This window comes from Variovorax sp. PMC12, assembly GCF_003019815.1.
Lineage (GTDB): Bacteria > Pseudomonadota > Gammaproteobacteria > Burkholderiales > Burkholderiaceae_C > Variovorax.
The window spans coordinates 3,390,055-3,416,241 of the sequence record NZ_CP027773.1; the positions used below are offsets into that span (position 1 = coordinate 3,390,055).

The window sequence follows — 26,187 nt, forward strand, 5'->3', positions numbered from 1 at the left end:
GCGTGCCCGACGCGGGCTTTGCACGCGGCGAGGCCTCTGTTTAGCATGCAAGGACCTCATTTTCAGGAGCCTTCATGCACGACATCGCCGCTCTCCAGAAGCTGCTGGACACGCTGTTCCCCGGCCTCATGGGCGTGCGCCTCACGGCGCTCGAACCCGACCGCGTGGTCGCGCAGATGGAAGTGCGGCCCGACCTGTGCACGGCCGGCGGCATCCTGCACGGCGGCGCCTACATGGCCTTCGCCGACACGCTGGGCGCCGTCGGCACCATCGTCAACCTGGCGGAAGGCAAGCGCACGACCACGACCGATTCAAGCACCAAGTTCATCGCCGGCGCGCGGGTGGGCAGCATCGTCACCGGCACCAGCGTCGCGCTGCACCGGGGACGCACGACCATGGTCTGGCAGACCACCGTCGCCGATGCGCAAGGCAAGCTGTGCGCCGTCGTCACGCAGACGCAACTGGTGCTTGAAGGGGCGGGGTGACATCCCCTGGGGTTTCTTCGGCCGAATGGCTCGACGCGTAGCGCTCGAGGAACAGGTAGAGCGCCAGGCCACCGGCCAGCGGCAGCAGATAGTAGAGCGCGCGGTAGGCCAGCACCGCGCCCATCAGCACGCCCTGCTTCACGCTGCCCGAGAGCAGCGCCAGGTACACCGCCTCCAGCACGCCGAGGCCGGCGGGAATAGGCGTCAGCACCCCGACGATGGACGCGGCGAGCAGCACGCCCAGCGTGGTCGCATAAGGCACCTTCTGTCCCAGCAGCAGATACATGGCGGCGCCCATCAACGCCCAGTTGGTGGTCGACAACGCAAGCTGCACCACTGCAAGACGCGCGGCCGGCAACTGCAGGCGACGGCCCCTGAAGCGCCATTCCCGCCCGCGCGCCAATGCACAGGCCGCGACATACGCCAATGCCAGCAGGATCATCACCACGCCGAGCAGGCGCAGCGCGCCCGCCCCGATATGCGCCTGGCTGGGCGGCACGATGGCCCCCGCCGCGAACAGGCCACCCGCCAGCAGGCCGTAACCCAGCCAGTTGGTCGCAAGACTCAGGCCGACGATCTGCGCCACCGTGGTGTCGTCTAGACCGGCACGCGCATAGAGCCGCGCGCGCATCGCGATGCCGCCGACCAGCGAGCCGAGGTTGAGGTTGAACGCGTAGCTCGTCACGGCGATCGCCCACGTGCGCCAGTACGGCAGGGGATGCCGCAGGTGGCGCTTGCCGATCAGGTCGAAGCATCCGTAGAGCGCATGGCTCGCCGTGGCGAGACCGAGCACCGCGAGCAGCAGCCAAGGCGAGTAGCGCTGGAGTGCCTGCCACGCGCCAGCCCAGTCGATCTTGTGCGCGTGCGAAAGGAGCAAGCCCAGCACGGCGATGCCGAACAGCGGCAAGGCCCAACGCCTGCAGCGTTGCCAGATCGTGCTGCCCGCGGCGTGCGCAGGGGCATCGGCGATGGCGGCCGAATGGGTGTTCATGGCGACGGCGGCCCGGCGGCTCAGGGCTTGGCGGGCTTGTCGCTTTTTTCGGGCGTCTTGTGCTCGGCGAGGCCCTTGTCGTGGAGCTTGCTGTTGCGCACGTCCTTCATCATGCGTTCGCCTTCGGCGTCACGGCCGTCGGTGGGAACGGACTCTTCTTGCGTGACTTCGGGCTCTTCGTGATGCGGCGAGCCTTTGCGGATCTGGGACATGGACATCTCCTCGGTGATGGCCGAGTTTGTCGAAGCCCGCGATGCCCACAGCGCCGTCCATCGGCGATGGCGGATGCAGGACATTTGCCATTCCGGCGCTGCGCACAGCCTGCGGGAAGGCGGAAATTGAAAAAGCCCTTGATCCTGTGAAGGAGCAAGGGCTTTGAATTGGTGGCCTGGGGCGGAATCGAACCACCGACACGCGGATTTTCAATCCGCTGCTCTACCAACTGAGCTACCGGGCCATCTGCATTTGTGTGCAGCCTTAAATTATACAGCGCTTCTGCGCCCTCTCGACAGATCCACACCAAGTTGTTTGAGTTTTCTGTAGAGATGGGTGCGCTCGAGGCCGGTTTTCTCGGCCACGCGGGTCATCGAACCGTTCTCCATCGCGAGGTGGAACTCGAAATAGGCCTTCTCGAAACCGTCGCGCGCATCGCGCAGCGGGCGGTCGAGGTCGAAGCTCTGGGTCGACTGGGGGCCGATGTCGGCCACGGGCACTGAAGCGAGCGATGCCATCAGCAGGCTGTCGCCGGTGGTGGTAATGGCGGTGGCCTGCGCCACGCCCGCCGGTACGGGGACCACGCCGGCTGCGGCGCGGCGCGCGCTCTCGCGCGCCAGCCCCTGCTCGACGGCCTTGAGCAGCTTCTGCAGCGTGATGGGCTTTTCGAGGAAGGCGAAGGCACCGATGCGCGTGGCGTCGACCGCCGTGTCGATGGTGGCGTGGCCGCTCATCATGATGACGGGCATGCTCAGCAGGCCTGCGGTGGACCACTCCTTGAGCAGCGTGACGCCGTCTGTGTCCGGCATCCAGATGTCGAGCAGGACGAGGTCCGGCCGCGCACGCTGGCGGGCCGCGCGGGCTTCGGCGGCGTTTTCCGCGAGCTCCACGTTGTGGCCTTCGTCATTGAGAATTTCGAAGAGCAGGTCCCGGATGCCCAGCTCGTCATCGACCACGAGAATGTTTGCCATGAGTGCTGCTTGTTGTGTGCGCTGGTATCTGCAATGGTGTGTAAGGTCCGCCGGTCCGGCCATCGCCTGGGCGACGGAAATCGTAAGCGCTCAGGCGGCGGAAGATTTCGAATCTTCGGTGTGAGCGACCGCTGCCCGCGGCTCGCTTGCCAGCGCGAATGATAGCGAGACTTGTGCCCCTGCTACAGCCCCGTCGACAACGCGGTTGGAAAGCTCGATGCGCGCACCGTGCTCATCCGCGATCTTCTTCACGACGGCAAGGCCCAAACCGGTACCTTTTGTTTTCGTCGTGACATAGGGTTCGAAGGCCCGCTTGAGAATGTTCTCGGCAAAGCCGGGGCCGCTGTCCTGCACGGTGAGCCGCACGCGCTGGCCCGAATCGCCCAGGCGCGTGCGGATGACGACCTCGCCCCGCCGGCCGGTGCCGCTGGCCGCGGCCTCGGCGGCGTCCTGCGCGTTTTGCAACAGGTTGTGAATCACCTGCCGGATCTGCTGCGCGTCGCCGCGGATCGGCGGGCAGCGCTCGTCGAGCTCGGAGCGCAGCACGATGGGCAGGCTCTCGGCGTTGTAGAGCTGGAGCACGTCGGCCAGCAGCGCGTTGAGGTCGACCGGCTTGAGGTCGGCGGCGGGCAGCCGCGCATAGTCGCGGAATTCATTGACCAGCCGCTTCATCGCATCGACCTGGTCGACGATGGTCTTCACCGACTTCACGAGCACCGCCTGCTCGGGCGGCTGCACTTTGCCGGACAGCTTCATCTCGAGCCGCTCGGCGGACAGCTGGATCGGCGTCAGCGGGTTCTTGATTTCGTGCGCGAGGCGGCGCGCCACCTCGCCCCAGGCCTGGGCGCGCTGCGCCGAGACGATCTCCGAGATGTCGTCGAACACCAGCAGCCGCGCGGCACCGGGCAGCTCGGCGCCACGGGCGACGATGTTGATGGCGCCGTCCTGCTGCGGCATGTCGTGCCCCGAGGCGTGGAGCTCGAAGGCGTGCTGCCAATGGTCGAGGCCGTGCTGCATGCGCTCGACCAGGAAATCGTCGAACTGCTGCTGCACCTTGGCACCGAACTCCGCGAGGCCGGGCACGTCGACCAGCGGCTGGCCCTCGTAGGCCGCGAGCGGCGCACGCAGCACGCGGGTGGCGCCGGGGTTGGTCGACAGCACCGTGCCCTTGGCGTCGAGCACGATCACGCCGGAGGTGAGGTTGTCCAGGATGGTCTGCAGGTTGGCGCGGGCGGCGTCGAGCTGGCCCATGGTCTTCTCGACCGCGCCGCGCGCGTCGGCCAGCTGCTGGGTCATGACGGCGAACGAGCGCGTGAGGCCGCCCAGCTCGTCCTTGCCCTGCAGCACGGCCGTGGGCCGCAGGTCGCCGGCGGCCACCTGGCGCACGCCATCGGCCAGCACCAGCAGCGGGCGCGCGAGCTGGTTGCCGAACAGCACGGCCAGCAGCACCGCACCGAACACCGCAAGGAACAGGCTCAGCGTCAGCGTGCCGATGTACATGCGGCGCAAGCCTTCGCGCGCGAGCGCCCGCTCCTGGTATTCGCGGTTGGCCTCCTGCACCGCCAGCGCATTGGCCACCACGGCGGGCGGCAACGGACGCGTGACCTGCAGATAGCGCGGCGCGGTGTCGAAGTCGAAACCGGGGCGCTGCACCATGGCGAGCGCACGCACGCTCGCGACCGGCGGCGTGGCGCCGGGCATGGTGGTTTCGTCCAGGCCTTCGATGTGCGCGACCGCGCGTTCGGGCCGCACCTGGCGGAACTGCTGCGCGGTCGGCCGTTCGGGGTTGAGCTGGAAACGCGACGAGCCGGCGCTGGCCACCAGTTGGCCCGAACCGGTCCAGAGAATCACGTCGGTCGCCTCGAGCTGGTCGCGGATGCGCTCCAGCACCAGGCCCGCGCTGGCATCGGGCACTTGCGCGAGCTGCCCGCTGGCGCTGCGCGCCTTGGCGGCGAGGTCGTCGGACAGCGAGTCGAGCGTGGCGCGGCCGAGGTTCAGGCCGGCATCGAGCGCCCCTTCCACCTTGACGTCGAACCAGCTTTCGATCGAACGCGCGACGAACTGGTAGGACACCACGTAGACCAGCGCCCCGGGCACCACACCCACCAGCGCGAAGATGGCCGCCAGCTTGATGAGCAGCCGGCTGCCGAACTTGCCCTGCCGCAGCCGACGCAGCAGCCGGAACGCGACCCAGCCGATCACCAGCACCAGCAGCACCGCCACCACCACGTTGATGCCGAACAGGCGCACGTAGTAGCGCTCGTACAGCGCGCGGTTGTTGGTGGCCTGCGCGAGCAGGAACATCAGCACCAGGCCGATGGCCGTGACCAGCGCGGCTCCCACGCCGATGGCCCAGCGCATCGCACGCGCGCGGCTCGCGGCGGGCGTGGCCGCTGCGCCGCTGCGCGGGGAGGTGCTCACTTTTCCTTCTCCACCGCGAGCCGCGCGGTGCGCTCGACGGCAATGTTCCAGTCGGCCTGCCCGACCACGCCGATCTGGAACGGGCGCGGCAGCTGCGAGGTGTCGAGGCGGAAGCGGAATGTCACCTGGTGCAGCGGGTCGTCGCCGATCTCGGCCGCGTCGCCCAGCCGCAGCCGCCCGACGCGCTTGATGGCGTCGAGCGCGTCGCTCAGCGTGTCGAAGTTCTGGTTCAGCGAAATGCCGAGGCCGGCTGCGCCGGTGATGGGCACCGGCGACACGTTGAGCCGCCAGCGCCGCGTGAGCGGCTGGTAGGCCAGCCGCATGTGGCGCTGGACCTGCGCGACCTTGCGGTCGGTCCAGTACCAGCGCTCCTGGAAAATCTCGGCTTCAGCCACGAAATAGATGGCGATGCCCTTGTCGAGCACCTCCTCGACCAGCGAGGGCAGCTCGAACTGCACGACCGCGCTCAGGTAGACGCTGTCGTCGGCCTGCTCCAGCCGCATCTGGCTGATGGACGTGGTGGGACGCCCCTGCGCGGCCGCCGTAGCCGGCAGCCACGCCATCCACATCGCCCAGGCCCACAGCAGCACGGCCAGCAGGAGCGGCCCGCGCCGCGACTCAATGCGGGCGCTTTTCAAGCAGGGCGTAGAAGAAGCCGTCGTGATCACCAGAGGGATTGTCCGGGACGCCACGGGCATTCGACCCGCTTTGCGGCAGCAAATGGCCAGGCGATGGCAGCAATCGTGCGTCGGTGTTGTGTACAAGAAACGCATCAATTTGTTGCGAACCCTCTTCCCGGAAGACGGAACAGGTGCAGTAAAGAAGCCGCCCGCCGGGGCGCACGAGCGGCCAGAGCGCGGCCAGCAGCGCGGCCTGCTGGACGGCGAGCTGGGCGGTATCGCTCTCGCGGCGCAGCCAGCGGACGTCGGGGTGGCGGCGCACGATGCCCGATGCGGTGCATGGCGCGTCGAGCAGGATCGCGTCGAACGGCTTGCGATCCCACCAGTCGGCGGGGCGCGCGGCATCGGCCACCAGCACGCGGGCCTTCAGGCCGATGCGCGACAGGGTCTCGTCGATGCGCCGGCTGCGCACGGCGTCGACTTCGAGCGCGGTCACGTCGATGGCGTCCGGGCCGGCCAGCTCGAGCAGGTGAGCAGTCTTGCCGCCGGGCGCGGCGCAGGCGTCGAGCACGCGCAGCGGCGCGCCGCCGGGCGTGGCCGGCAGCAGGCCGTCGAGCAGCAGGGGCGCGGCCATTTGCGCGGCCGCGTCCTGCACCGAACAGGCGCCTTCGGCGAAGCCGGGCAGCTGCTGCACGGGCCGGGCACGCGCCAGCTGAAGGCCGCTGGGGCCCACGCGGATGGCGGAAAGGCCGGCGGCCTCGAGTTCCACCAGATAGGAGGCAGCCGTCGATTTGCGGGCATTGACGCGCAAGGTCATCGGCGCCTGCGCGTTGTCGGCGGCGAGCACGCGCTGCCACTCGCGGGGATGGTCGCGCTTGAGCCGCTCGATCCACCAGCGCGGATGGTTCCACTGCGCGACCGGCTCGGAGTCGGTCACGGCCACGAGCTCGTCGCGCTCGCGCAGGAAGCGCCGCAGGCAGGCGTTGATGAAGCTGGCCTGCGCCCGTGTGGCCGGGTTGCGCTTGGCGGCCTCGACAGCCTGGTCGACCAGCGTGAACGGCTCGTAGGGCGCGCGCTCGCTGTCCCATGCCAGCGCCAGGGCGGTGCACAGCAGCGCGTCGGGCAGCGGCGGCGGCGTGCGCTTGGCCAGGTGGCGGCGCAGCGCCTCGGCGCGGCCGAGCCAGCGCAGCACCTGGAAGCCGAGCGCCTGCACGCCGGGGCGCAGCGCGGGCTCGACGGCTTCGAAGGCGACGGAACCCGAGGTGCCGGCGCGAATCGACGCCAGCGCCACCGCGGTCAATTGCAGCTGGCGCCAGAGCGGCGGTTGCAGCGACGGCGGAGCACCGCTGCTGGGGAGATCGGAAGGTAGTTCAGCCAAGTTGGGGGCGATGGTAACGGGCCCGCGAAAAGCCGGGCGCCGTGCAATGGAAAGAAAAAAACGACCGCGTCAGAGCAGCGGCGCGGCCGGACGCAGACGCACGGCCCATGCCACCAGCACCGCGGGGAACTGGGCGATCGCGGCGTTGTACTGTTTCACCGCAAGATTGAACTGGTTGCGCGCGATCTCCGCCGCCGCCGAAGGCTCGGGCCAGGCGATGGGGTCGGGCGCCCCCTGGAGCGACGGTTGCTGTTGTTGTTGCGCCGGCCGCGCGAGCGTGCCGTCGGGCTCGAACATCGTCACCGCGTCCGGATGCTGGCGCTGCCACGCACCGATCCACACCTGCAGCGCAGTGGCCAGCGCGGCCATGCCGCCCGCATCGAGCGGCCTCGACCGCGTCGCGCCCAGCAGGATGCCCAGTTGCGTGGTCGATGCCTGCAGCGGCGCGATGGAAGAAAGCAGCTCGTTCGCCGGCGCCTCGGCCGGCGGCGCGGCGGTGATGCTGGCCTGCACGAAATCGAGCTGCTTGCGCAGAGCCGCATCGAGCGTGCCGTAGCTCTGCAGCACGGCGGCGCGCAGGCGCACCAGCCGGTTGTAGGCGCCGACAAACCAGAACAGCAGCACCGCGATCACGATCCAGCTGGCCAGCGATTCAGGCAACAGACTCATCGACGACAAAACCTCATCAGCCAAAGCACAAAGAAAAACGCCCCCCAACCGGGGCGGTCGGGGGGCGTGGGGTACCGGTCATGGCCGGTGATGCTAACCAGTTATTCGGTCGCGGCGCCTTCGCTGGCGTCGACCGTGGTGGTCGCTGCATCGCTGTCGCCGGAGCCGGCCAGCTCGGCCGCTTCCGATTCGGCGATGGCGCGGCGCTCGGCCTCGTCCATGGCGTCCTTGACCTTGCGTGCCTGGTGGTACGCCATGCCGGTGCCCGCGGGAATCAGGCGGCCGACGATGACGTTTTCCTTCAGGCCGCGCAGCTCGTCGCGCTTGCCCATGATCGCGGCTTCGGTCAGCACGCGCGTCGTTTCCTGGAACGAAGCGGCGGAGATGAACGAGTCGGTCGACAGCGAAGCCTTCGTGATACCCAGCAGCAGGTTGGTGAACGTCGCGGGGATCTTGCCTTCGGCGCGCAGGGCGTCGTTGGTGTTGAGCATTTCGCTGCGTTCGACCTGTTCGCCGGAGATGTAGCCGGTCTCGCCGATGTTGTCGACCACGACGCGGCGCAGCATCTGGCGAACGATCACCTCGATGTGCTTGTCGTTGATCTTCACACCCTGCAGGCGGTACACGTCCTGCACTTCGTCCACGATGTAGCGCGCCAGTTCTTCGGAACCCAGCAGGCGCAGGATGTCCTGCGGGTCCGCCGGGCCGTCGACCACGGATTCGCCCTTGTTCACCACCTGGCCTTCGTGCACCAGGATGTTCTTTTCCTTCGGCACGAGGTCTTCCCAGACCGTGCCTTCCGGATCGGTGATCTGCAGGCGGATCTTGCCCTTGGTCTCCTTGCCGAACGACACCGTGCCGGTCATTTCGGCCAGCATGCCCTTGTCCTTCGGCGAGCGGGCTTCGAACAGCTCGGCAACGCGCGGCAGACCGCCGGTGATGTCGCGGGTCTTCTGGCCTTCGACCGGAATACGCGCCAGCACTTCGCCGGGGCCCACGTCCTGGCCGTCACGCACCTGCACCAGCGCGCCGATCGGGAAGCCGATCGTCACCGAGTGGTCGGTGCCCGGGATCTTCACTTCGGCGCCGGAAGCGTCGATGAGCTTCACCTGCGGGCGCACGACCTTGGCAGCGCCGCGGCGCTTCGGGTCGATGACCACCAGGGTCGACAGGCCGGTCACTTCGTCCACCTGCTTCGCAACCGTGAGGCCTTCCTCGACGTTCTCGAACTGCGTCTTGCCGGCGAACTCGGTAATGATCGGGCGGGTCAGCGGATCCCAGTTGGCGAGCACGTGGCCGGCCTTGATCTGCTGGTCCGCCTTGACCGTCAGCGTGGCGCCGTACGGCACCTTGTGACGCTCGCGCTCGCGGCCGTGCTCGTCATGGATGACGATCTCGCCCGAACGCGAAATCACGACCAGCTCGCCCTTGCTGTTGGTCACGTAGCGCATCGTGGCGTTGAAGCCGATCGAGCCGTTCGACTTGGCTTCCACGCTCGAGGCGATGGCAGCGCGCGAAGCGGCACCGCCGATGTGGAAGGTACGCATCGTCAGCTGCGTGCCGGGTTCACCGATGGACTGCGCGGCGATCACACCGACGGCTTCGCCGATGTTGATCAGGCCGCCGCGGCCCAGGTCGCGGCCGTAGCAGGTCGCGCAGATGCCGAAGCGGGTTTCGCAGGTCAGCGCGGTGCGGACCTTGACCTCGTCGACGCCTTGCGCTTCCAGCGCCTCGATGGTGTCCTCGTCGAACATCTCGCCGGCCTTCAGCAGCACCGAGCGGTTTTCCGGGTGCAGCACGTCGTCGGCTGCGGTGCGGCCGAGGATACGGTCGCGCAGCGATTCGATCACTTCACCGCCTTCGACGATGGCGCGCATCAGGTAGCCGCCGTGCGTGCCGCAGTCCTGCTCGGTCACGACCAGGTCTTGCGTCACGTCGACCAGACGACGGGTCAGGTAACCCGAGTTCGCCGTCTTCAGCGCCGTGTCGGCCAGACCCTTGCGGGCACCGTGGGTGGAGATGAAGTACTCCAGCACGTTCAGGCCTTCGCGGAAGTTCGCGGTAATGGGCGTCTCGATGATCGAGCCGTCCGGCTTGGCCATCAGGCCACGCATACCGGCCACCTGGCGAATCTGGGCCGCTGAACCGCGGGCGCCCGAGTCGGCCATCATGTAGATCGAGTTGAAGGACTCCTGCTCGACTTCCTTGCCATGGCGGTCGATGACCTTCTGCTTCGACAGCTTGGCCATCATGACCTTCGACACTTCGTCGCCGGCCTTGCCCCAGATGTCCACCACCTTGTTGTAGCGTTCGCCGGAGGTCACGAGACCGGAGACGTACTGCTGCTCGATCTCCTTCACTTCCTTGGCGGAGCGCTCGATGATGCCGTGCTTCTCGGCAGGCACCAGCATGTCGTCGATGGCGATCGAGATACCGGCCTTGGTCGCCAGGCGGAAGCCGTTCTGCAGCAGCTTGTCGGCGAACACCACGGTCTCTTTCAGGCCGCACTTGCGGAACGAGACGTTGATGAGCTTGGAGATTTCCTTCTTCTTCAGCGCCTTGTTGATGTTCGAGAACGGCAGGCCCTTCGGCAGGATCTCGGACAGCAGGGCACGGCCCACGGTGGTGTCCACGAGCGAGGTCGACGGCGTGAATTCGCCGGTTTCCTTGTTCTTGGTGTACTCCGTGATGCGCACTGCCACCTTGGCGGTGAGTTCGACTTCGTTGGCGTCGAGTGCGCGCTGCACTTCACCGATGTCGGAGAAGATCAGGCCCTCGCCCTTGCCGTTGATGCGGTCGCGGGTCGTGTAGTACAGACCCAGCACCACGTCCTGCGAAGGAACGATCGACGGTTCGCCCGAAGCCGGGAACAGCACGTTGTTGGAGGCCAGCATCAGCGTGCGGGCTTCCATCTGCGCTTCCACCGACAGCGGCACGTGGACGGCCATCTGGTCGCCGTCGAAGTCGGCGTTGAATGCCGCGCAGACGAGCGGGTGCAGCTGGATGGCCTTGCCTTCGATCAGGATCGGCTCGAAGGCCTGGATGCCCAGGCGGTGCAGCGTCGGAGCGCGGTTCAGCATGACCGGGTGCTCCTTGATGACCTCTTCCAGGATGTCCCAGACCACCGGCGTGCCCGATTCGACTTCCTTCTTGGCAGCCTTGATCGTCGTCGCGATGCCCATGGCTTCCAGGCGCGAGAAGATGAAGGGCTTGAACAGCTCGAGCGCCATCAGCTTCGGCAGGCCGCACTGATGCAGCTTGAGCGTCGGGCCCACCACGATGACCGACCGGCCCGAGTAGTCGACGCGCTTGCCCAGCAGATTCTGGCGGAAGCGGCCGCTCTTGCCCTTGATCATGTCGGCCAGCGACTTCAGCGCGCGCTTGTTGGCGCCCGTCATGGCCTTGCCACGGCGGCCGTTGTCCAGCAGCGAGTCGACAGCCTCTTGCAGCATCCGCTTTTCGTTCCGCGCGATGATTTCCGGAGCCTTCAGCTCCAGCAGGCGGCGCAGGCGCGAGTTGCGGTTGATGACGCGGCGGTACAGGTCGTTCAGGTCGGAGGTCGCGAAGCGGCCGCCGTCCAGCGGCACCAGCGGACGCAGGTCCGGCGGCAGCACGGGCAGCACGTCGAGCACCATCCACTCGGGCTTGATGCCCGACTTGCGGAAGGCTTCCAGCACCTTCAGGCGCTTGGAGTTCTTCTTGACCTTGACTTCGGAGCCGGTCAGGTCGCCGCGCAGGCGTTCGATCTCGCTGTCGAGCTCGATGCCTTCGAGCAGGTCCTTGATGCCTTCGGCGCCCATCTTGGCGATGAATTCGTCGCCGTATTCCTTGCGCTTCGCGTCGTAGTCGTCCTCGGACATGATGCCGAACTTCTTCAGCGGGGTCATGCCGGGGTCGGTGATCACGTAGGCTTCGAAGTACAGCACGCGTTCGATGTCGCGCAGCGTCATGTCGAGCACGAGGCCCAGGCGCGACGGCAGCGACTTCAGGAACCAGATGTGGGCGCAGGGCGCGGCCAGGTCGATGTGACCCATGCGCTCGCGACGCACCTTGGTCTGCGTGACTTCAACGCCGCACTTCTCGCAGATCACGCCGCGGTGCTTCAGGCGCTTGTACTTGCCGCACAGGCACTCGTAGTCCTTGATGGGGCCGAAGATCTTGGCGCAGAACAGGCCGTCGCGCTCGGGCTTGAACGTGCGGTAGTTGATCGTCTCCGGCTTCTTCACCTCGCCGAAAGACCACGAACGGATCTTCTCGGGCGAAGCCATGCCGATCTTGATGGCATCGAAATGCTCATCGGGCGTGAATTGCTTGAACAGGTCGAGTAGCGATTTCATAAGACTCTTTCCCTTTTCAAATTAAGAACGCTCGAGCTCGATGTCGAGACCCAGCGAACGAATTTCCTTGACCAGCACGTTGAACGATTCCGGCATGCCGGCTTCGATCGAGTGCTCGCCCTTGACGATGCTTTCGTACACCTTGGTACGGCCTTGCACGTCGTCGGACTTCACGGTCAGCATTTCCTGCAGGACGTAGGCGGCGCCGTAAGCTTCCAGCGCCCACACTTCCATTTCCCCGAAACGCTGGCCGCCGAACTGCGCCTTGCCGCCCAGCGGTTGCTGCGTGACGAGCGAGTACGGGCCGGTGGAACGGGCGTGCATCTTGTCGTCGACCAGGTGGTGCAGCTTCAGGAAGTGCATGTAGCCGACGGTGACGGGACGCTCGAACTGGTCGCCGGTGCGGCCGTCGAACAGGTACGCCTGCGTGCGCGTTTCGGTCAGGCCCTTGAGCTTGGCGATGTCGTCCGGGTAGGCGAGCTTCAGCATGCCGCGGATTTCCTCTTCCGAGGCGCCGTCGAACACCGGCGTCGCGAACGTGGCGCCGCTTTGCAGGTTGGCGGCCATCGCGAGCAGTTCGGTGTCGCTCAGCTGGCTGAGGTCTTCCGGACGGCCCGAGCCGTTGTACAGCTGCTCCATGAACTTGCGCAGCTCGGCCACCTTGGCCTCCTGCTGCAGCAGGTCGCCGATGCGCTGGCCCACGCCCTTGCCGGCCCAGCCCAGATGCACTTCGAGCACCTGGCCCACGTTCATCCGCGAGGGCACGCCCAGCGGGTTCAGGCAGATATCGCAAGGCGTGCCGTCGGCCATGTGGGGCATGTCTTCGACCGGAACGATCTTCGACACCACACCCTTGTTGCCATGGCGGCCGGCCATCTTGTCGCCGGGCTGCAGGCGGCGCTTGACGGCCAGGTAGACCTTGACCATCTTGAGCACGCCCGCGGGCAGCTCGTCGCCCTGCGTGAGCTTCTTGCGCTTTTCTTCGAACGCGAGGTCGAAGCTGTGGCGCGTCTGCTCCAGCGAGTTCTTGATCGACTCGAGCTGCGTCGCCACTTCGTCTTCCGCCGGGCGGATGTCGAACCAGTGGAACTTCTCGACCGACGACAGGTAGGCCTTGTCGAGCTTGGTGCCCTTGGCCAGCTTGTTCGGGCCGCCGTTGGCGACCTTGCCGGTCAGCAGCTTCTCGATACGGTCGAACGCGTCGGCTTCGACGATGCGAAGCTGGTCGTTCAGGTCGAGGCGGAAGCGCTTGAGCTCGTCGTCGATGATCTGCTGGGCGCGCTTGTCGCGCGTGATGCCTTCGCGGGTGAACACCTGCACGTCGATCACGGTGCCTTGCGAGCCCTGGTCCACGCGCAGCGAGGTGTCCTTCACGTCGGAAGCCTTCTCGCCGAAGATGGCGCGAAGCAGCTTCTCTTCAGGCGTCAGCGTGGTCTCGCCCTTCGGCGTGACCTTGCCCACCAGCGTGTCGCCCGGCTGCACTTCGGCGCCGACATAGATGATGCCGGATTCGTCGAGGCGGTTGAGCTGCTGCTCGGCCAGGTTCGGGATGTCGCGCGTGATTTCTTCGGCACCGAGCTTGGTGTCGCGAGCCATCACCACCAGTTCCTCGATGTGGATCGAGGTGTAGCGGTCTTCCGCGACGACGCGTTCCGAGATCAGGATCGAGTCTTCGAAGTTGTAGCCGTTCCAGGGCATGAACGCGATCAGCATGTTCTGGCCGAGAGCCAGTTCGCCGAGGTCGGTCGATGCGCCGTCGGCCACCACGTCGCCCTTGGCGATCTTGTCGCCGCGCTTGACGATGGGACGCTGGTGGATGTTGGTGTTCTGGTTCGAACGCTGATACTTGATCAGGTTGTAGATGTCCACACCGACTTCACCGGCAGCCGCTTCGGCGTCGTTCACGCGCACCACGACACGGGTCGCATCGACGTAGTCGACGATACCGCCACGGGTGGCCGTGACCACGGTGCCCGAGTCGACCGCGGAGACGCGTTCGATGCCGGTACCGACCATAGGCTTTTCGGGGCGCAGCACGGGCACGGCCTGACGCTGCATGTTGGCGCCCATCAGCGCGCGGTTCGCGTCGTCGTGCTCGAGGAACGGCACGAGCGAGGCGGCCACCGACACGATCTGCGCGGGCGACACGTCCATGTACTGGATGCGTTCGGCACCGACCAGGATCGATTCGCCGGCTTCGCGTGCGGAGACCAGGTCGCCGGTCAGCACGCCGTCCTTGTCCAGGGCCGCGTTGGCCTGGGCGATGACGTACTTGCCTTCCTCGATGGCCGACAGGTAGTCGATCTCGTTGGTGACCTTGCTGTCGACCACGCGGCGGTACGGCGTCTCGATGAAGCCGTATTCGTTCAGGCGGGCGTACAGGGCCAGCGAGTTGATCAGGCCGATGTTCGGGCCTTCAGGCGTTTCGATCGGGCACACGCGGCCGTAATGGGTCACGTGCACGTCGCGCACTTCGAAGCCTGCACGTTCGCGCGTCAGACCGCCCGGGCCAAGGGCCGACACGCGGCGCTTGTGGGTGATTTCGGACAGCGGGTTCGTCTGGTCCATGAACTGCGACAGCTGCGAAGCACCGAAGAATTCCTTCAGCGCGGCCGAGATCGGCTTGCTGTTGATCAGGTCGTGCGGCATCAGCGGCTCTTGTTCCGCTTGACCCAGACGCTCCTTCACGGCCTTCTCGATACGTGCCAGGCCGGTGCGGTACTGGTTTTCGGCCAGTTCGCCGACGCAACGCACGCGGCGGTTGCCCAGGTGGTCGATGTCGTCGACTTCACCGTTGCCGTTGCGCAGGTCGACGAGGATCTTGACCACGGCCAGGATGTCTTCGTTGGTCAGCACCATCGGGCCGGTCGATTCGTCGCGGCCGACCTTGGCGTTGAACTTCATGCGGCCGACGCGCGACAGGTCGTACGTGTCCGGGTTGTAGAACAGGCGCTGGAACAGGGCCTGCACTGCGTCTTCCGTCGGCGGCTCGCCGGGGCGCATCATGCGGTAGATGGCCACGCGCGCTGCGAACTCGTCGACGGTTTCGTCGATGCGCAGCGTCTGCGAGATGTACGCGCCCTGGTCCAGTTCGTTCGTGTAGATGACCTGCACGTCCTGCACGCCGGCCGTGCGCAGCTTCTTCAGCAGCGCTTCGGTCAGCTCGTCGTTGGCCTTGGCCAGGATTTCACCGGAGTCGGCATCGACGATGTTGCGGGCGATCACGCGGCCGATCAGGAAGTCTTCCGGCACGCTGATGTGCGTGGTGCCGCCCTGCTCGAGTTCGCGCGTGTGGCGCGCGGTGACGCGCTTGTCCTTGGCGACCACGACCTTGCCCGACTTGTCGGTGATGTCGAAACGCGCGACTTCGCCGCGCAGGCGCTCGGAGACGAACTCCATCTGCGCGCCGCTGTCCATCAGGCGGAAGTTGTCGTTCACGAAGAAGTTCGCGAGGATCGATTCCGGGTTCAGGCCGATGGCCTTCAGCAGGATCGTGACCGGCATCTTGCGGCGACGGTCGACGCGGAAGTACAGCATGTCCTTCGGGTCGAACTCGAAGTCGAGCCACGAACCGCGGTAGGGGATCACGCGGGCCGAGAACAGCAGCTTGCCCGAGCTGTGCGTCTTGCCCTTGTCGTGTTCGAAGAACACGCCCGGCGAACGGTGCAGCTGCGAAACGATCACGCGTTCCGTGCCGTTGATGATGAACGAACCCTTGTCCGTCATGAGCGGCACTTCGCCCATGTAGACCTCTTGTTCCTTCACTTCCTTGACCACCTTCGACTGCGAAGTCGACGACTCGCGGTCATAGATGATGAGCTGGACCTTGGCGCGCACGGCCGAGGCGAAGGTCAGACCGCGGGTCTGGCATTCGCGCACGTCGAAAGCGGGTTTCGCGAGGTTGTACTCGAGGAACTTCATCTCGACAAAACCGTTGTGCGAGACGATCGGGAAGGCGGCGTCGAACGCGGCCTGCAGGCCTTCGACGGTACGTTGTTTCGGGGGAATGCCGGCTTGCAGGAACGCGGTGTACGCGTCTTTCTGCATCTGCAGCAGGTAGGGGATTTCTACGACGCTGTCGCGATTGCCGAAACTTTTTCGGATGCGCTTGCGTTCGGTGTAACTGTACGCGGACGATTGGGCCATGAGAGCTCCGGAGCTTGAGATCTTCAGCGACTTGTCAGAGGTGCCGAGGCACCACTGCTTGGCGGCTGGCCACTACCAGCCGTTGGCGGACAGCGATGCGTTGCACATCGCCCGAACCAAGGGGTCTTCTGCAGTCGGGGTCAGAAGACACTCGAAAACCGCGTCGATGCGGCGGCTTTCGGGTGCGCTCTGAAAGCGGCAAAGGCTGGAGGGCCTTTTCAGGCGCCTCCAGCCCTCTAGGGGGTCTGAATTACTTCAGTTCCACCTTGGCGCCGGCATCTTCCAGCTTCTTCTTGGCGGCTTCAGCGTCAGCCTTCGACAGGCCTTCCTTGACAGCCTTGGGAGCGGCTTCCACCAGGTCCTTGGCTTCCTTGAGGCCCAGGCCGGTGATTTCGCGCACTGCCTTGATCGCCGAAACCTTGTTCGCGCCAGCATCCATCAGCATGACGTTGAATTCGGTCTTCTCTTCAGCGGCCGGAGCGGCAGCGCCGCCGCCAGCTGCGGGAGCGGCCATTGCAGCGGCGCTCACGCCGAACTTCTCTTCGATGGCCTTGACCAGGTCGTTGAGTTCCAGGACCGTCATGCTGTCGAGCGCGGTCAGAAATGCGTCTTTATCGAATGCCATTTTTGTTTCCTAACAATTGGGTTGAATATTTCAAACGCAGGCTCAAGCGGCCTGTGCTTCTGCCGGTGCATCGGCGGGTGCAGCTTCGCCACCACCACGCTTCTCGGCCAGCGCCGCAAGCACGCGGGCGGTACGAGAGATGGGGGATTGCATCAAGCCCAGCAGTTGCGCCAGCAGCACTTCCTTCGAAGGGATGTTGGCCAGTTGCTTCACGCCGTCGACGTCCAGGGCCTTGCCACCGAAGGCGCCGCCGCGAATGACCAGCTTGTCGTTGGTCTTCGCGAAATCGGCCACCACCTTGGCGGCGGCCACAGCGTCTTCGGAGAAGCCGTAGATCAGCGGACCGGTCATCTGGTCGCCAACAATCTCAAACGCGCTACCAGCGACAGCACGGCGGGCCAGGGTGTTCTTCAGAACACTCAGGCTCACACCCTTGCTGCGAGCTTCGTTGCGCAGTTTGGTCATGTCGGCCACCGTGATGCCACGGTATTCCGCCATCACGAGCGTTTGAGCTTTTGCGGCGAGGCTGGTCACATCACTGATGACCGCTTCTTTCTCACTGCGATTCAGACTCAAGGTCTACTCCTTTTAATGCGACCTTCGGCCGGGGCCTCGGATCGCGCTTCATGCAGCGACCAACTGTCAGGAACAAAAAACAAATTCCTTGCAGCGGGATCGCCATCTGCGCTGGATACCGGACAGGAAGGTCCGGCGATTAAGTGCAGCACCCTGCACACCAGCGGTCTTGGATGGCCCGCGGCAACCGAAGCCGCCGCGACCCACCACATCCGCCCCACCCTTGCGAAGTGGAGCAAATCTCTTTAGCTCGCCGAGATGGTTTGCGTGTCCACGCGGACACCCAGACCCATGGTCGACGACACGGCCACCTTGCGCAGGTACACGCCCTTGCTGGTCGCGGGCTTGGCCTTGACCAGAGCGTCGATCAGCGCGGCGAGGTTGCCTTGCAGCTTGTCGTTGTCGAACGAGCGACGGCCGATCGTGCCGTGCACGATGCCGGCCTTGTCGACGCGGAACTGAACCTGGCCGGCCTTGGCGTTCTTCACTGCCGTGGCGACGTCCGGGGTCACGGTGCCGACCTTCGGGTTCGGCATCAGGCCGCGCGGGCCGAGGATCTGGCCGAGCGTACCGACGACGCGCATGGCATCGGGGGCAGCGATCACGACGTCGAAAGGCATGTCGCCAGCCTTGACCATGGCGGCCAGGTCGTCCATGCCGACGATGTCGGCGCCGGCGGCCTTGGCTTCTTCAGCCTTGGCGCCCTGGGCGAACACGGCGACGCGCTTGGTCTTGCCGGTGCCGTTGGGCAGCACGACGGCGCCACGCACGACCTGGTCCGACTTCTTCGCATCGATGCCGAGCTGCACAGCCACGTCGATCGATTCGTCGAACTTGGCGGTGGCAGCGTCCTTGACGATGGTGATCGCGTCAGCCAGCGGGTACAGCTTGTTGCTGTCGACCTTGCCTTCGAGCGACTTTTGCTTCTTGGTGATCTTGGACATTTACACGCCCTCCACATTCACGCCCATCGAGCGGGCGGTACCGGCGATGGTGCGAACTGCTGCGTCCATGTCGGCCGCGGTCAGGTCCTTCATCTTGGTCTTTGCGATCTCTTCGAGCTGGGCGCGCGTGATCTTGCCGACCTTGTCGGTGTGAGGACGTGCGGAACCCTTGTCGAGCTTGATCGCCTTCTTGATCAGCACGCCGGCCGGCGGCGACTTGATGATGAAGGTGAAGCTCTTGTCGGCGAAGGCGGTGATGACCACCGGCAGTGCCAGACCCGGCTCGTAGCTCTGCGTTTGCGCGTTGAACGCCTTGCAGAATTCCATGATGTTCAGACCACGCTGACCGAGTGCGGGACCGATCGGCGGGGACGGGTTGGCCTTACCAGCTGGGACTTGCAGCTTGATGAAGCCGACGATTTTTTTCGCCATGCTTTGCTCCTTGCGGGTGATATCGCCTTGGCTTGCGGCCAAGGCTCCCCGGGGTTAAACGACTCTTCGGGATCAAGGCCGCGCGCCGAGTCGGACAGCGCGCAGCCGGAAACAATGACACCGGCGCAAAGGCCGGTGGGTCGTCAGGTCTTTTCGACCTGGCTGAATTCGAGTTCCACAGGGGTCGCGCGGCCGAAAATCATGACCGACACGCTGACCTTGCTCTTCTCGTAGTTGACTTCCTCGACCGTGCCGTTGAAGTCGGTGAACGGGCCTTCCTTGACGCGCACGAATTCGCCGACGGTGAATTCGACCTTGTGGCGCGGCTTTTCGGTGCCCTGCTGCATCTGGCTGACGATGTCCTCGACCTCTTTCTGCGAGATCGGGGCCGGACGGTTCTTGGCACCGCCCACGAAACCCGTCACCTTGTTGGTGTGCTTCACCAGGTGCCAGCTCTCGTCGTCCATGATCATTTCGACCAGCACATAGCCCGGGAAGAAGCGGCGCTCCGTGGTGCGCTTCTGGCCGTTCTTGATTTCGACCACTTCTTCGGTCGGGACCAGGATGCGGCCGAACTTGTCCTGCATGCCGGCGCGGTTGATGCGCTCGGTGATGTTGCGCTCGACAGCCTTTTCCATGCCCGAATAGGCATGCACCACGTACCAACGCAGATCGGGGTTGGCGGCGGGAGCCAGCACGGAGGTGTTTTCTTCCTCCGGCGTGCTCGGCGTGGTTTCAACTGCGTCGTCGGTCATTTATTTTCTCCAGCCCAGAATGAGATCGAAAAACACCCATTCGAGCGTCTTGTCGGTGAGCCAGAGGAAGACGGACATGATCGCCACGAAGGCGAACACATAGGCCGTCATCTGCATCGCTTCCTTGCGGGTCGGCCAGACGACCTTCTTGACCTCGCGCCACGAGTCGCGGCCGAAAGCCCACAACTGACGGCCACTCTCGGAGCTGCCGAAGGCGGCCACGGCCGCAGCCAGGCCGACCAGCAGCGCAGCCCATTGCACCACCGAGCCTTGGCGCGACAGCAGGTAGAACGCCACGATGGCGCCCACTGCCAGCACGACAGCCACGGCCAGTTTGGCCTTGTCGGCGCCGGTGCTCACGGTTTCGATTTGAGATGTGGCCATGGTTGGCTGATTTCCTGTGGCCTGTAGGCCTTCAATTCAATGCGTCTCTTGAGACGCCGAAGCCCATCGGGTCACGATGGGCTTTAGGGGTGCCACCTAAGTGGCAGGGGCAGTAGGAATCGAACCTACAACCTTCGGTTTTGGAGACCGACGCTCTGCCAATTGAGCTATACCCCTCCGGTACTCTTTGCGCCCGACTTAGATGTCGAGGATCTTGGCAACGACGCCCGAACCCACGGTGCGGCCGCCTTCACGGATGGCGAAGCGCAGGCCTTCTTCCATCGCGATCGGGTTGATCAGCTTCACGGTGATGCTGACGTTGTCGCCGGGCATGACCATTTCCTTGTCCTTGGGCAGCTCGATCGCGCCGGTCACGTCCGTCGTGCGGAAGTAGAACTGCGGGCGATAGTTGTTGAAGAACGGCGTGTGACGGCCGCCTTCGTCCTTCGACAGGACATACACCTCGGCGGTGAAGTGCGTGTGCGGCTTGATCGAGCCGGGCTTGCACAGCACTTGGCCGCGCTCGACTTCTTCGCGCTTCGTGCCGCGCAGCAGCACGCCCACGTTGTCGCCGGCTTGACCCTGGTCCAGCAGCTTGCGGAACATTTCCACGCCGGTGCAGGTGGTCTTGACCGTCGGGCGGATGCCCACGATTTCGATTTCTTCACCAACCTTGATCACGCCGCGCTCGACAGCGCCGGTCACCACGGTGCCGCGACCCGAGATCGAGAACACGTCTTCCACGGGCATCAGGAACGTGCCGTCCACGGCGCGCTCGGGCGTCGGGATGTACGTGTCCAGGGCTTCGGCCAGCTTCATGATGGCGCCTTCGCCCAGTTCGCCCTTGTCGCCTTCCAGGGCGAGCTTGGCCGAGCCGTGGATGATGGGGGTGTCGTCGCCGGGGAATTCGTACTTGTCGAGGAGTTCGCGAACTTCCATTTCGACCAGCTCGAGCAGTTCCTTGTCGTCGACCATGTCGCACTTGTTCAGGAACACGATGATGTAGCCCACGCCCACCTGGCGAGCCAGCAGGATGTGTTCACGGGTCTGGGGCATCGGGCCGTCGGCGGCCGAGCACACCAGGATGGCGCCGTCCATCTGGGCAGCGCCGGTGATCATGTTCTTCACGTAGTCGGCGTGGCCGGGGCAGTCGACGTGTGCGTAGTGGCGGTTGGCCGTTTCGTACTCGACGTGCGCGGTGTTGATCGTGATGCCGCGGGCCTTTTCTTCAGGCGCAGCGTCGATCTGGTCGTAGGCCTTGGCTTCGCCGCCGAACTTGGCCGACAGCACCGTTGCGATCGCAGCCGTCAGCGTGGTCTTGCCGTGGTCGACGTGACCGATCGTGCCCACGTTGACGTGAGGCTTGGTGCGGGTGAATTTACCTTTTGCCATTTTTCGACTCCGAAAAAAACGTTTTCAACGTATGCAGATGGGTTGCAAAGCTGCCGTTGCAACCCCCAAAAACTGGTGCCCTTTGCGGGAATCGGACCCGCGACCTCTCCCTTACCAAGGGAGTGCTCTACCACTGAGCCAAAAGGGCTTTTGTAACAAAGTTACGAATTCACATCGCCTCAACAACGAACCGAGTCTCTGGAGCGGGAGACGGGAATCGAACCCGCGTCATCAGCTTGGAAGGCTGGGGTTCTACCATTGAACTACTCCCGCATCGGGGGCACTTCAAGGCACCCAAAGCGCTAGATCCAATCGCTCTTAGAAACCAAATTCATCGCTGGTGGAGAGGGCTGGATTCGAACCAGCGTACTCGTAAGAGGGCAGATTTACAGTCTGCTGCCATTAACCACTCGGCCACCTCTCCGGCGAACCTCGAAATATAGCACGGTTTTGTGACTACCCGGAAACCCATGCATCAACGAAGATGCAGGAAAACCGCTCGAGGCGTTAGCCCACGATTATCGCCTAAGTTTTCACCCCGCCGACTGCTGCGCCTCACGCCAGGCTCGGGCTTCACCAAAATGGCCGCAGCCGATGAACGGCACAGGCGGCCTCAGGGCCGATAGAGGCGACGGATGATTCGACATCAGCACCTTATGTCGCCCAACATCGATCAACGCCCGCTTACTTTGCGCGTGCGAACCCCAGAGCATAAAAACAACAGGTTTTTCTCCACCTGAAACATGGCGGATGACGGCATCCGTCAGCACCTCCCAGCCCTTGCCCGCGTGGCTCGCGGGCTGGGCCTCCTCGACCGTCAGGCAGGTGTTGAGCAGCAGCACGCCGTGCGTCGCCCACTTCACCAGGCTGCCGCCCGGATTGGGGAATGCAGGGGGCGGCGTGCCGAGGTCACGCTGCAGTTCCTTGAAGATGTTGCGCAGCGACGGCGGCAGCGCCACCCCGGGCGCCACCGAGAACGCCAGCCCTTCGGCCTGCCCGCGCCCGTGGTACGGGTCCTGACCCAGGATGACCACGCGCACGTCCTCCGGCGGCGTGAGCTCCAGCGCCCGCAGCGGCTGCGGCGGGAAGATCACCACGCCAGCATCGAGCCGCTCGCGCAGAAAGCCCTGCAGCTTCTGCCCCACCGCGCTGGCAAAGAAATCATCGACCAACGGCTGCCAGCCCGGCGCCACGGGCCAGTCGGCGGGATCGCTGCTAGACAGCTGATCGGGCCGGCTCATTTGAACAAAGCAGCGAGGGCCTCGCCGGGTTCTTTTGCACGCATGAAGGCCTCGCCGACCAGGAAGGCGTTGACGCCTGCGGCGCGCAGCGTGGCCACGTCCTCGCGAGTACCGATGCCAGACTCCGTCACTGGCAGGCGGTCGTTCGGCAGCCTGGGCAGCAGGTCGATGGTCGCCTGGATCGACACCTCGAAGTTGCGCAGATTGCGGTTGTTGACGCCGATCAGCGCCGTCCTGAGCTTCAGCGCGCGGTCGAGTTCGGCCGCGTCGTGCACTTCCACCAGCACCGCCATGTCCAGCCCGCGCGCGATGGCTTCGTAGTCCTTCATCTGTGCGTCGTCGAGGCATGCGGCGATCAGCAGGATCGCATCGGCGCCCATCGCGCGCGATTCGTACACCTGGTATTCATCGACGATGAAATCCTTGCGCAGCACCGGCAGGTCGCACGAGGCACGCGCCTGCTTGAGATAGTCGACGCCGCCCTGGAAGAACTGCTTTTCGGTCAATACCGAGAGGCAAGCCGCACTGACCGTGCCGTCGCCCTCCGCATAGCTCTGCGCGATGTCGGCCGGAATGAAGTCCGCGCGCAGCACGCCCTTGCTCGGGCTGGCCTTCTTGACTTCGGCTATCACCGCAGCGTGGCCCGCGGCGATCTGGGCGCGCAAGGCGGCTTCGAAATCACGCGTGAGCATGCGGCTCTCCGCGTCGAAGCGCACGGCTTCGAGCGACGCGCGCTTGCGGGCCGCGGCGACCTCCTGGTGCTTGACGGCAACGATCTTGTCGAGGATGTCGGACATGGGGTTTCTGGTGCTCCCGGTTTCTCTGTGTTCAGACGGTGGCGGATGCCTTGACCAGCTCCGCGAGCTTGGCCTTGGCGGCACCCGACGCGATGGCGGCACGCGAACGCTCGACGCCCGCGGCCACTGAATCGACCACGTTGGCCGCGTACAGCGCGGCGCCTGCGTTCAGCAGCACGATGTCCAGCGCGGGGCCGGCCTGATTGTCGAGCACACCCAGCAGCATGGCCTTCGACTGCTCCGGCGTTTCCACGCGCAGCGCGCGGTTGCTCGACATCGCGAAGCCGAAATCCTCGGGGTGCAGTTCGTACTCGCGGATCTCGCCGTCCTTCAGTTCGCCCACCATGGTGGCCGCGCCGAGCGAAATCTCGTCCATGCCGTCGCGGCCGTAGACCACCATCGCATGCTCGGTGCCCAGGCGCTGCAGGGCGCGCACCTGGATGCCCACGAGGTCGGGGTGGAACACGCCCATCAGGATGTTCGGCGCGCCGGCCGGATTGGTCAGCGGCCCGAGGATGTTGAAGATCGTCTTGATGCCGAGCTCCTTGCGCACCGGCGCGACATTCTTCATCGCGGGATGGTGGTTCGGCGCGAACATGAAGCCGATGCCGCACTCCTCGATGGAGCGCGCGATCTGCTCGGGCTTCAGGTTGATGTTCACGCCCAGCGACTCCAGCACGTCGGCGCTGCCCGACTTGCTCGACACGCTGCGCCCGCCGTGCTTGCTCACCTTGGCGCCCGCAGCGGCGGCCACGAACATCGAGCAGGTCGAGATATTGAAGGTGTGCGAGCCGTCGCCACCGGTGCCGACGATGTCGACGAGGTTGGTCGTATCGATCACCGGCACCTTGGTCGACACCTCGCGCATCACCTGCGCGGCGGCGGTGATCTCGCCGATGGTTTCCTTCTTCACGCGCAGGCCGGTGATCAGCGCGGCCATCATCACCGGCGAGCACTCGCCGCTCATGATGAGGCGCACGATGTGCAGCATCTCGTCGTGGAAGACTTCGCGGTGTTCGATGGTGCGCTGCAGCGCTTCCTGGGGGGTGATCATGGAAAGTCTCCTCGGGGTGAATCAGCGGCCGACGCGAACGGCGGGCGCATCGGTGAACGCAAGCTTGAGGCCGAAGCCGATGAACAGCACGCCGGCGGCGCGGTCGAGCCAGTGCATGCCCTTCTGAACAGCGCTGCGGCGCGCCATCCAGCCCGCGGCGACGGCCCAGCCGATGTTCACGGGAATGGCGTTGACGTTGAACAGCACACCCAGCAGCACGAAGCAGAGCGCCGTGTTGCCGGCGCCGGGCGCGATGAATTGCGGCACGAAGGCCAGGAAGAAAAGCGCGACCTTGGGGTTGAGCACGTTGGTCCAGAAGCCGCCCAGGAAGATCGCCTGCAGGCTGCGCTCGCCGGCCGCCGCCGCCTCGGCCCGCAGGTCGGCCGGCGGCTTCGCGCGCGACAGCAACATGCGCACGCCGAGGTACAGCAGGTACGCCGCGCCGATGTACTTGAGCACCGTGAAGGCAGTGGCCGACGTCGCCATGAGCGTGCCGACGCCCACGGCGGCGGCGAAGATGTGGACGAAGCAGCCCGCCGTGATGCCGAGTCCCGCCATGATGCCGGCGCGCACGCCGGAGCGCAGCGAGTTGGTCACGACGTACAGCACGTCGGGCCCCGGTGTCAGGTTGAGCAGCCAGCCGGCGGCGATGAAGGCGAGCAGATGAGGAAGATCGGGCATCTCGCTCCCCCGGGGCTCAGGCGTTGAAGAATCCGCGGATCGCTGTGACCGCGCGGTCGACGCCGGCGGCATCGACGTCGAGGTGCGTCACGAAGCGCAGCCGGTAGAGCCCCGTCGCAAGAATGCCCTGCTGGTTCAGGCTCGCGAGCAGCTCCGCGGATCGCGCCTGCGCGGCACCCGCGAGATCGACGAACACGATGTTGGTGTGCGGCGCCTCGACCTTCAGACCCTCGATGCCCTCGAGCCCCTGTGCGAGCCGCTGCGCCAGCGCATGGTCGTCGGCCAGGCGGTCGATGTGATGGTCGAGCGCATGCGATGCCGCCGCCGCCAGCAGGCCGGCCTGCCGCATGCCGCCGCCCGCCATCTTGCGAACGCGGTGCGCACGCGCGATGAACTCGCGCGAGCCCACCAGCGCCGAGCCGATGGGCGCGCCCAGGCCCTTGCTGAAGCACACCGACACGCTGTCGAAGCACTGCGCGATGCGGCGGGCTTCCGCGCGGATGTCGCTGCGCTTGTTCAACGCAGCCTGCGCGGTCGCCGCATTGAAGAGCCGTGCGCCGTCCAGGTGCCGCTGCAGCCCCTTGCTCTTCGCCAGGTCGGTCGCAGCCTGCACGTACTCGAAGGGCAGCAGCTTGCCGCCCAGCGTGTTCTCCAGCGCCAGCAGCCGCGTGCGCGCGAAGTGCGCGTCGTCGGGCTTGACGGCGGCTTCGATCTGCGCGAGCGGCAGCGTGCCGTCGGGCGCATGGTCGAGCGGCTGCGGCTGCACGCTGCCGAACACCGCCGCGCCGCCGCCTTCCCAGCGGTAGCAATGCGCCTGCTGGCCGACGATGTATTCGTCGCCCCGGCCGCAGTGCGAAAGGATCGCGCAGAGGTTGCTCTGCGTGCCGGTCGGCACGAACAGCGCGGCCTCGAAGCCGAGCATGGCGGCGATCTTTTCCTGCAGCGCGTTCACGCTCGGATCGGTGCCGAAGACGTCGTCGCCCAGCGGCGCCGCCATCATGGCCTCGCGCATCGCGGGCGTGGGTTGGGTGACGGTGTCGCTGCGCAGGTCGACGAGGTGGGTGCGGTCGGTCAT

The 26,187-nt window shown here is 65.5% G+C and carries 23 protein-coding genes and 5 tRNA genes; 2 read left to right on the plus strand and 26 right to left on the minus strand.

The annotated features are described in order from the left end of the window. Positions 1-74: 74 nt before the first annotated feature. On the plus strand, positions 75-485 hold the full coding sequence (locus C4F17_RS15730) for a PaaI family thioesterase (protein WP_106935869.1): 411 nt from the start codon (positions 75-77) through the stop codon (positions 483-485). Here the strand turns inward: C4F17_RS15730 and C4F17_RS15735 are convergent. Next, positions 448-1,476, minus strand: a complete 1,029-nt coding sequence (locus C4F17_RS15735; protein ID WP_106935870.1) for a lysylphosphatidylglycerol synthase domain-containing protein — start codon at positions 1,474-1,476, stop codon at positions 448-450. The genes C4F17_RS15730 and C4F17_RS15735 overlap by 38 nt on opposite strands. A gap of 20 nt (positions 1,477-1,496) precedes the next feature. Continuing rightward, the gene (locus tag C4F17_RS15740) at positions 1,497-1,688 is read right to left on the minus strand and encodes a hypothetical protein (RefSeq protein WP_081269572.1); all 192 of its coding nucleotides are present in this window, start codon (positions 1,686-1,688) and stop codon (positions 1,497-1,499) included. On the opposite strand from C4F17_RS15740, the gene C4F17_RS33640 reads away from it, so the two are divergent. Further along, positions 1,687-1,818, plus strand: a complete 132-nt coding sequence (locus C4F17_RS33640) for a hypothetical protein (RefSeq protein WP_267898695.1) — start codon at positions 1,687-1,689, stop codon at positions 1,816-1,818. The genes C4F17_RS15740 and C4F17_RS33640 overlap by 2 nt on opposite strands. 39 nt (positions 1,819-1,857) lie before the next feature. Here the strand turns inward: C4F17_RS33640 and C4F17_RS15745 are convergent. The 24 genes from C4F17_RS15745 to ltaE form a co-directional block, all read right to left on the minus strand. After that, a tRNA-Phe gene (locus tag C4F17_RS15745) sits at positions 1,858-1,933 on the minus strand. Between the two features lie 25 nt (positions 1,934-1,958). Beyond that, the gene (locus C4F17_RS15750) at positions 1,959-2,660 is read right to left on the minus strand and encodes a response regulator (protein WP_081269565.1); all 702 of its coding nucleotides are present in this window, start codon (positions 2,658-2,660) and stop codon (positions 1,959-1,961) included. A 90-nt stretch (positions 2,661-2,750) separates the two neighbouring features. Next, a complete protein-coding gene (locus C4F17_RS15755; protein ID WP_106935871.1) occupies positions 2,751-5,081 on the minus strand; it encodes a sensor histidine kinase in 2,331 nt (776 codons plus the stop codon). Further along, a complete protein-coding gene (locus C4F17_RS15760; protein ID WP_106935872.1) occupies positions 5,078-5,719 on the minus strand; it encodes a DUF4390 domain-containing protein in 642 nt (213 codons plus the stop codon). Before C4F17_RS15760 ends, C4F17_RS15755 begins: the two co-directional genes overlap by 4 nt. Further along, a complete protein-coding gene (gene rsmB, locus C4F17_RS15765) occupies positions 5,700-7,079 on the minus strand; it encodes a 16S rRNA (cytosine(967)-C(5))-methyltransferase RsmB (RefSeq protein ID WP_442805190.1) in 1,380 nt (459 codons plus the stop codon). Before rsmB ends, C4F17_RS15760 begins: the two co-directional genes overlap by 20 nt. 69 nt (positions 7,080-7,148) lie before the next feature. Continuing rightward, positions 7,149-7,748 carry a lema family protein gene (locus C4F17_RS15770; RefSeq protein WP_106935873.1) on the minus strand — a complete coding sequence of 200 codons (600 nt, stop codon included), beginning with the start codon at positions 7,746-7,748 and terminating at the stop codon, positions 7,149-7,151. Positions 7,749-7,849: 101 nt separating this feature from the next. Beyond that, complete coding sequence (rpoC, locus tag C4F17_RS15775; RefSeq protein ID WP_081269561.1) at positions 7,850-12,085, minus strand: DNA-directed RNA polymerase subunit beta'; 4,236 nt, start codon at positions 12,083-12,085, stop codon at positions 7,850-7,852. Between the two features lie 21 nt (positions 12,086-12,106). Continuing rightward, on the minus strand, positions 12,107-16,231 hold the full coding sequence (rpoB, locus tag C4F17_RS15780; RefSeq protein WP_081269560.1) for a DNA-directed RNA polymerase subunit beta: 4,125 nt from the start codon (positions 16,229-16,231) through the stop codon (positions 12,107-12,109). A 250-nt stretch (positions 16,232-16,481) separates the two neighbouring features. After that, complete coding sequence (rplL, locus tag C4F17_RS15785; protein ID WP_081269559.1) at positions 16,482-16,856, minus strand: 50S ribosomal protein L7/L12; 375 nt, start codon at positions 16,854-16,856, stop codon at positions 16,482-16,484. 42 nt (positions 16,857-16,898) lie between these two features. After that, the gene (gene rplJ / locus C4F17_RS15790) at positions 16,899-17,432 is read right to left on the minus strand and encodes a 50S ribosomal protein L10 (RefSeq protein WP_081269558.1); all 534 of its coding nucleotides are present in this window, start codon (positions 17,430-17,432) and stop codon (positions 16,899-16,901) included. A 245-nt stretch (positions 17,433-17,677) separates the two neighbouring features. Then, on the minus strand, positions 17,678-18,376 hold the full coding sequence (gene rplA / locus C4F17_RS15795; RefSeq protein ID WP_081269557.1) for a 50S ribosomal protein L1: 699 nt from the start codon (positions 18,374-18,376) through the stop codon (positions 17,678-17,680). Further along, on the minus strand, positions 18,377-18,808 hold the full coding sequence (gene rplK / locus C4F17_RS15800) for a 50S ribosomal protein L11 (protein WP_019658337.1): 432 nt from the start codon (positions 18,806-18,808) through the stop codon (positions 18,377-18,379). A gap of 143 nt (positions 18,809-18,951) precedes the next feature. Next, a complete protein-coding gene (gene nusG, locus C4F17_RS15805) occupies positions 18,952-19,563 on the minus strand; it encodes a transcription termination/antitermination protein NusG (protein WP_081269556.1) in 612 nt (203 codons plus the stop codon). Then, a complete protein-coding gene (secE, locus tag C4F17_RS15810) occupies positions 19,564-19,947 on the minus strand; it encodes a preprotein translocase subunit SecE (RefSeq protein ID WP_081269555.1) in 384 nt (127 codons plus the stop codon). Between the two features lie 101 nt (positions 19,948-20,048). Next, a tRNA-Trp gene (locus C4F17_RS15815) sits at positions 20,049-20,124 on the minus strand. 21 nt (positions 20,125-20,145) lie between these two features. Then, entirely contained in the window at positions 20,146-21,339 is a 1,194-nt protein-coding gene (gene tuf, locus C4F17_RS15820; RefSeq protein ID WP_093060175.1) for an elongation factor Tu, read from the minus strand. 73 nt (positions 21,340-21,412) lie between these two features. After that, positions 21,413-21,487: transfer RNA gene (locus C4F17_RS15825), tRNA-Thr, on the minus strand. 51 nt (positions 21,488-21,538) lie between these two features. Continuing rightward, a tRNA-Gly gene (locus C4F17_RS15830) sits at positions 21,539-21,612 on the minus strand. 65 nt (positions 21,613-21,677) lie between these two features. Beyond that, a tRNA-Tyr gene (locus C4F17_RS15835) sits at positions 21,678-21,763 on the minus strand. A 109-nt stretch (positions 21,764-21,872) separates the two neighbouring features. Further along, entirely contained in the window at positions 21,873-22,580 is a 708-nt protein-coding gene (locus C4F17_RS15840) for a uracil-DNA glycosylase (RefSeq protein WP_106935874.1), read from the minus strand. Continuing rightward, entirely contained in the window at positions 22,577-23,377 is an 801-nt protein-coding gene (gene trpC, locus C4F17_RS15845) for an indole-3-glycerol phosphate synthase TrpC (protein WP_106935875.1), read from the minus strand. The genes C4F17_RS15840 and trpC overlap by 4 nt, the downstream gene beginning before the upstream one ends. A gap of 31 nt (positions 23,378-23,408) precedes the next feature. Continuing rightward, positions 23,409-24,431 carry an anthranilate phosphoribosyltransferase gene (gene trpD, locus C4F17_RS15850; RefSeq protein WP_106935876.1) on the minus strand — a complete coding sequence of 341 codons (1,023 nt, stop codon included), beginning with the start codon at positions 24,429-24,431 and terminating at the stop codon, positions 23,409-23,411. Positions 24,432-24,452: 21 nt separating this feature from the next. Continuing rightward, the gene (locus tag C4F17_RS15855; RefSeq protein WP_106935877.1) at positions 24,453-25,112 is read right to left on the minus strand and encodes a LysE family translocator; all 660 of its coding nucleotides are present in this window, start codon (positions 25,110-25,112) and stop codon (positions 24,453-24,455) included. Between the two features lie 16 nt (positions 25,113-25,128). Next, a complete protein-coding gene (gene ltaE / locus C4F17_RS15860; RefSeq protein WP_081268450.1) occupies positions 25,129-26,187 on the minus strand; it encodes a low-specificity L-threonine aldolase in 1,059 nt (352 codons plus the stop codon).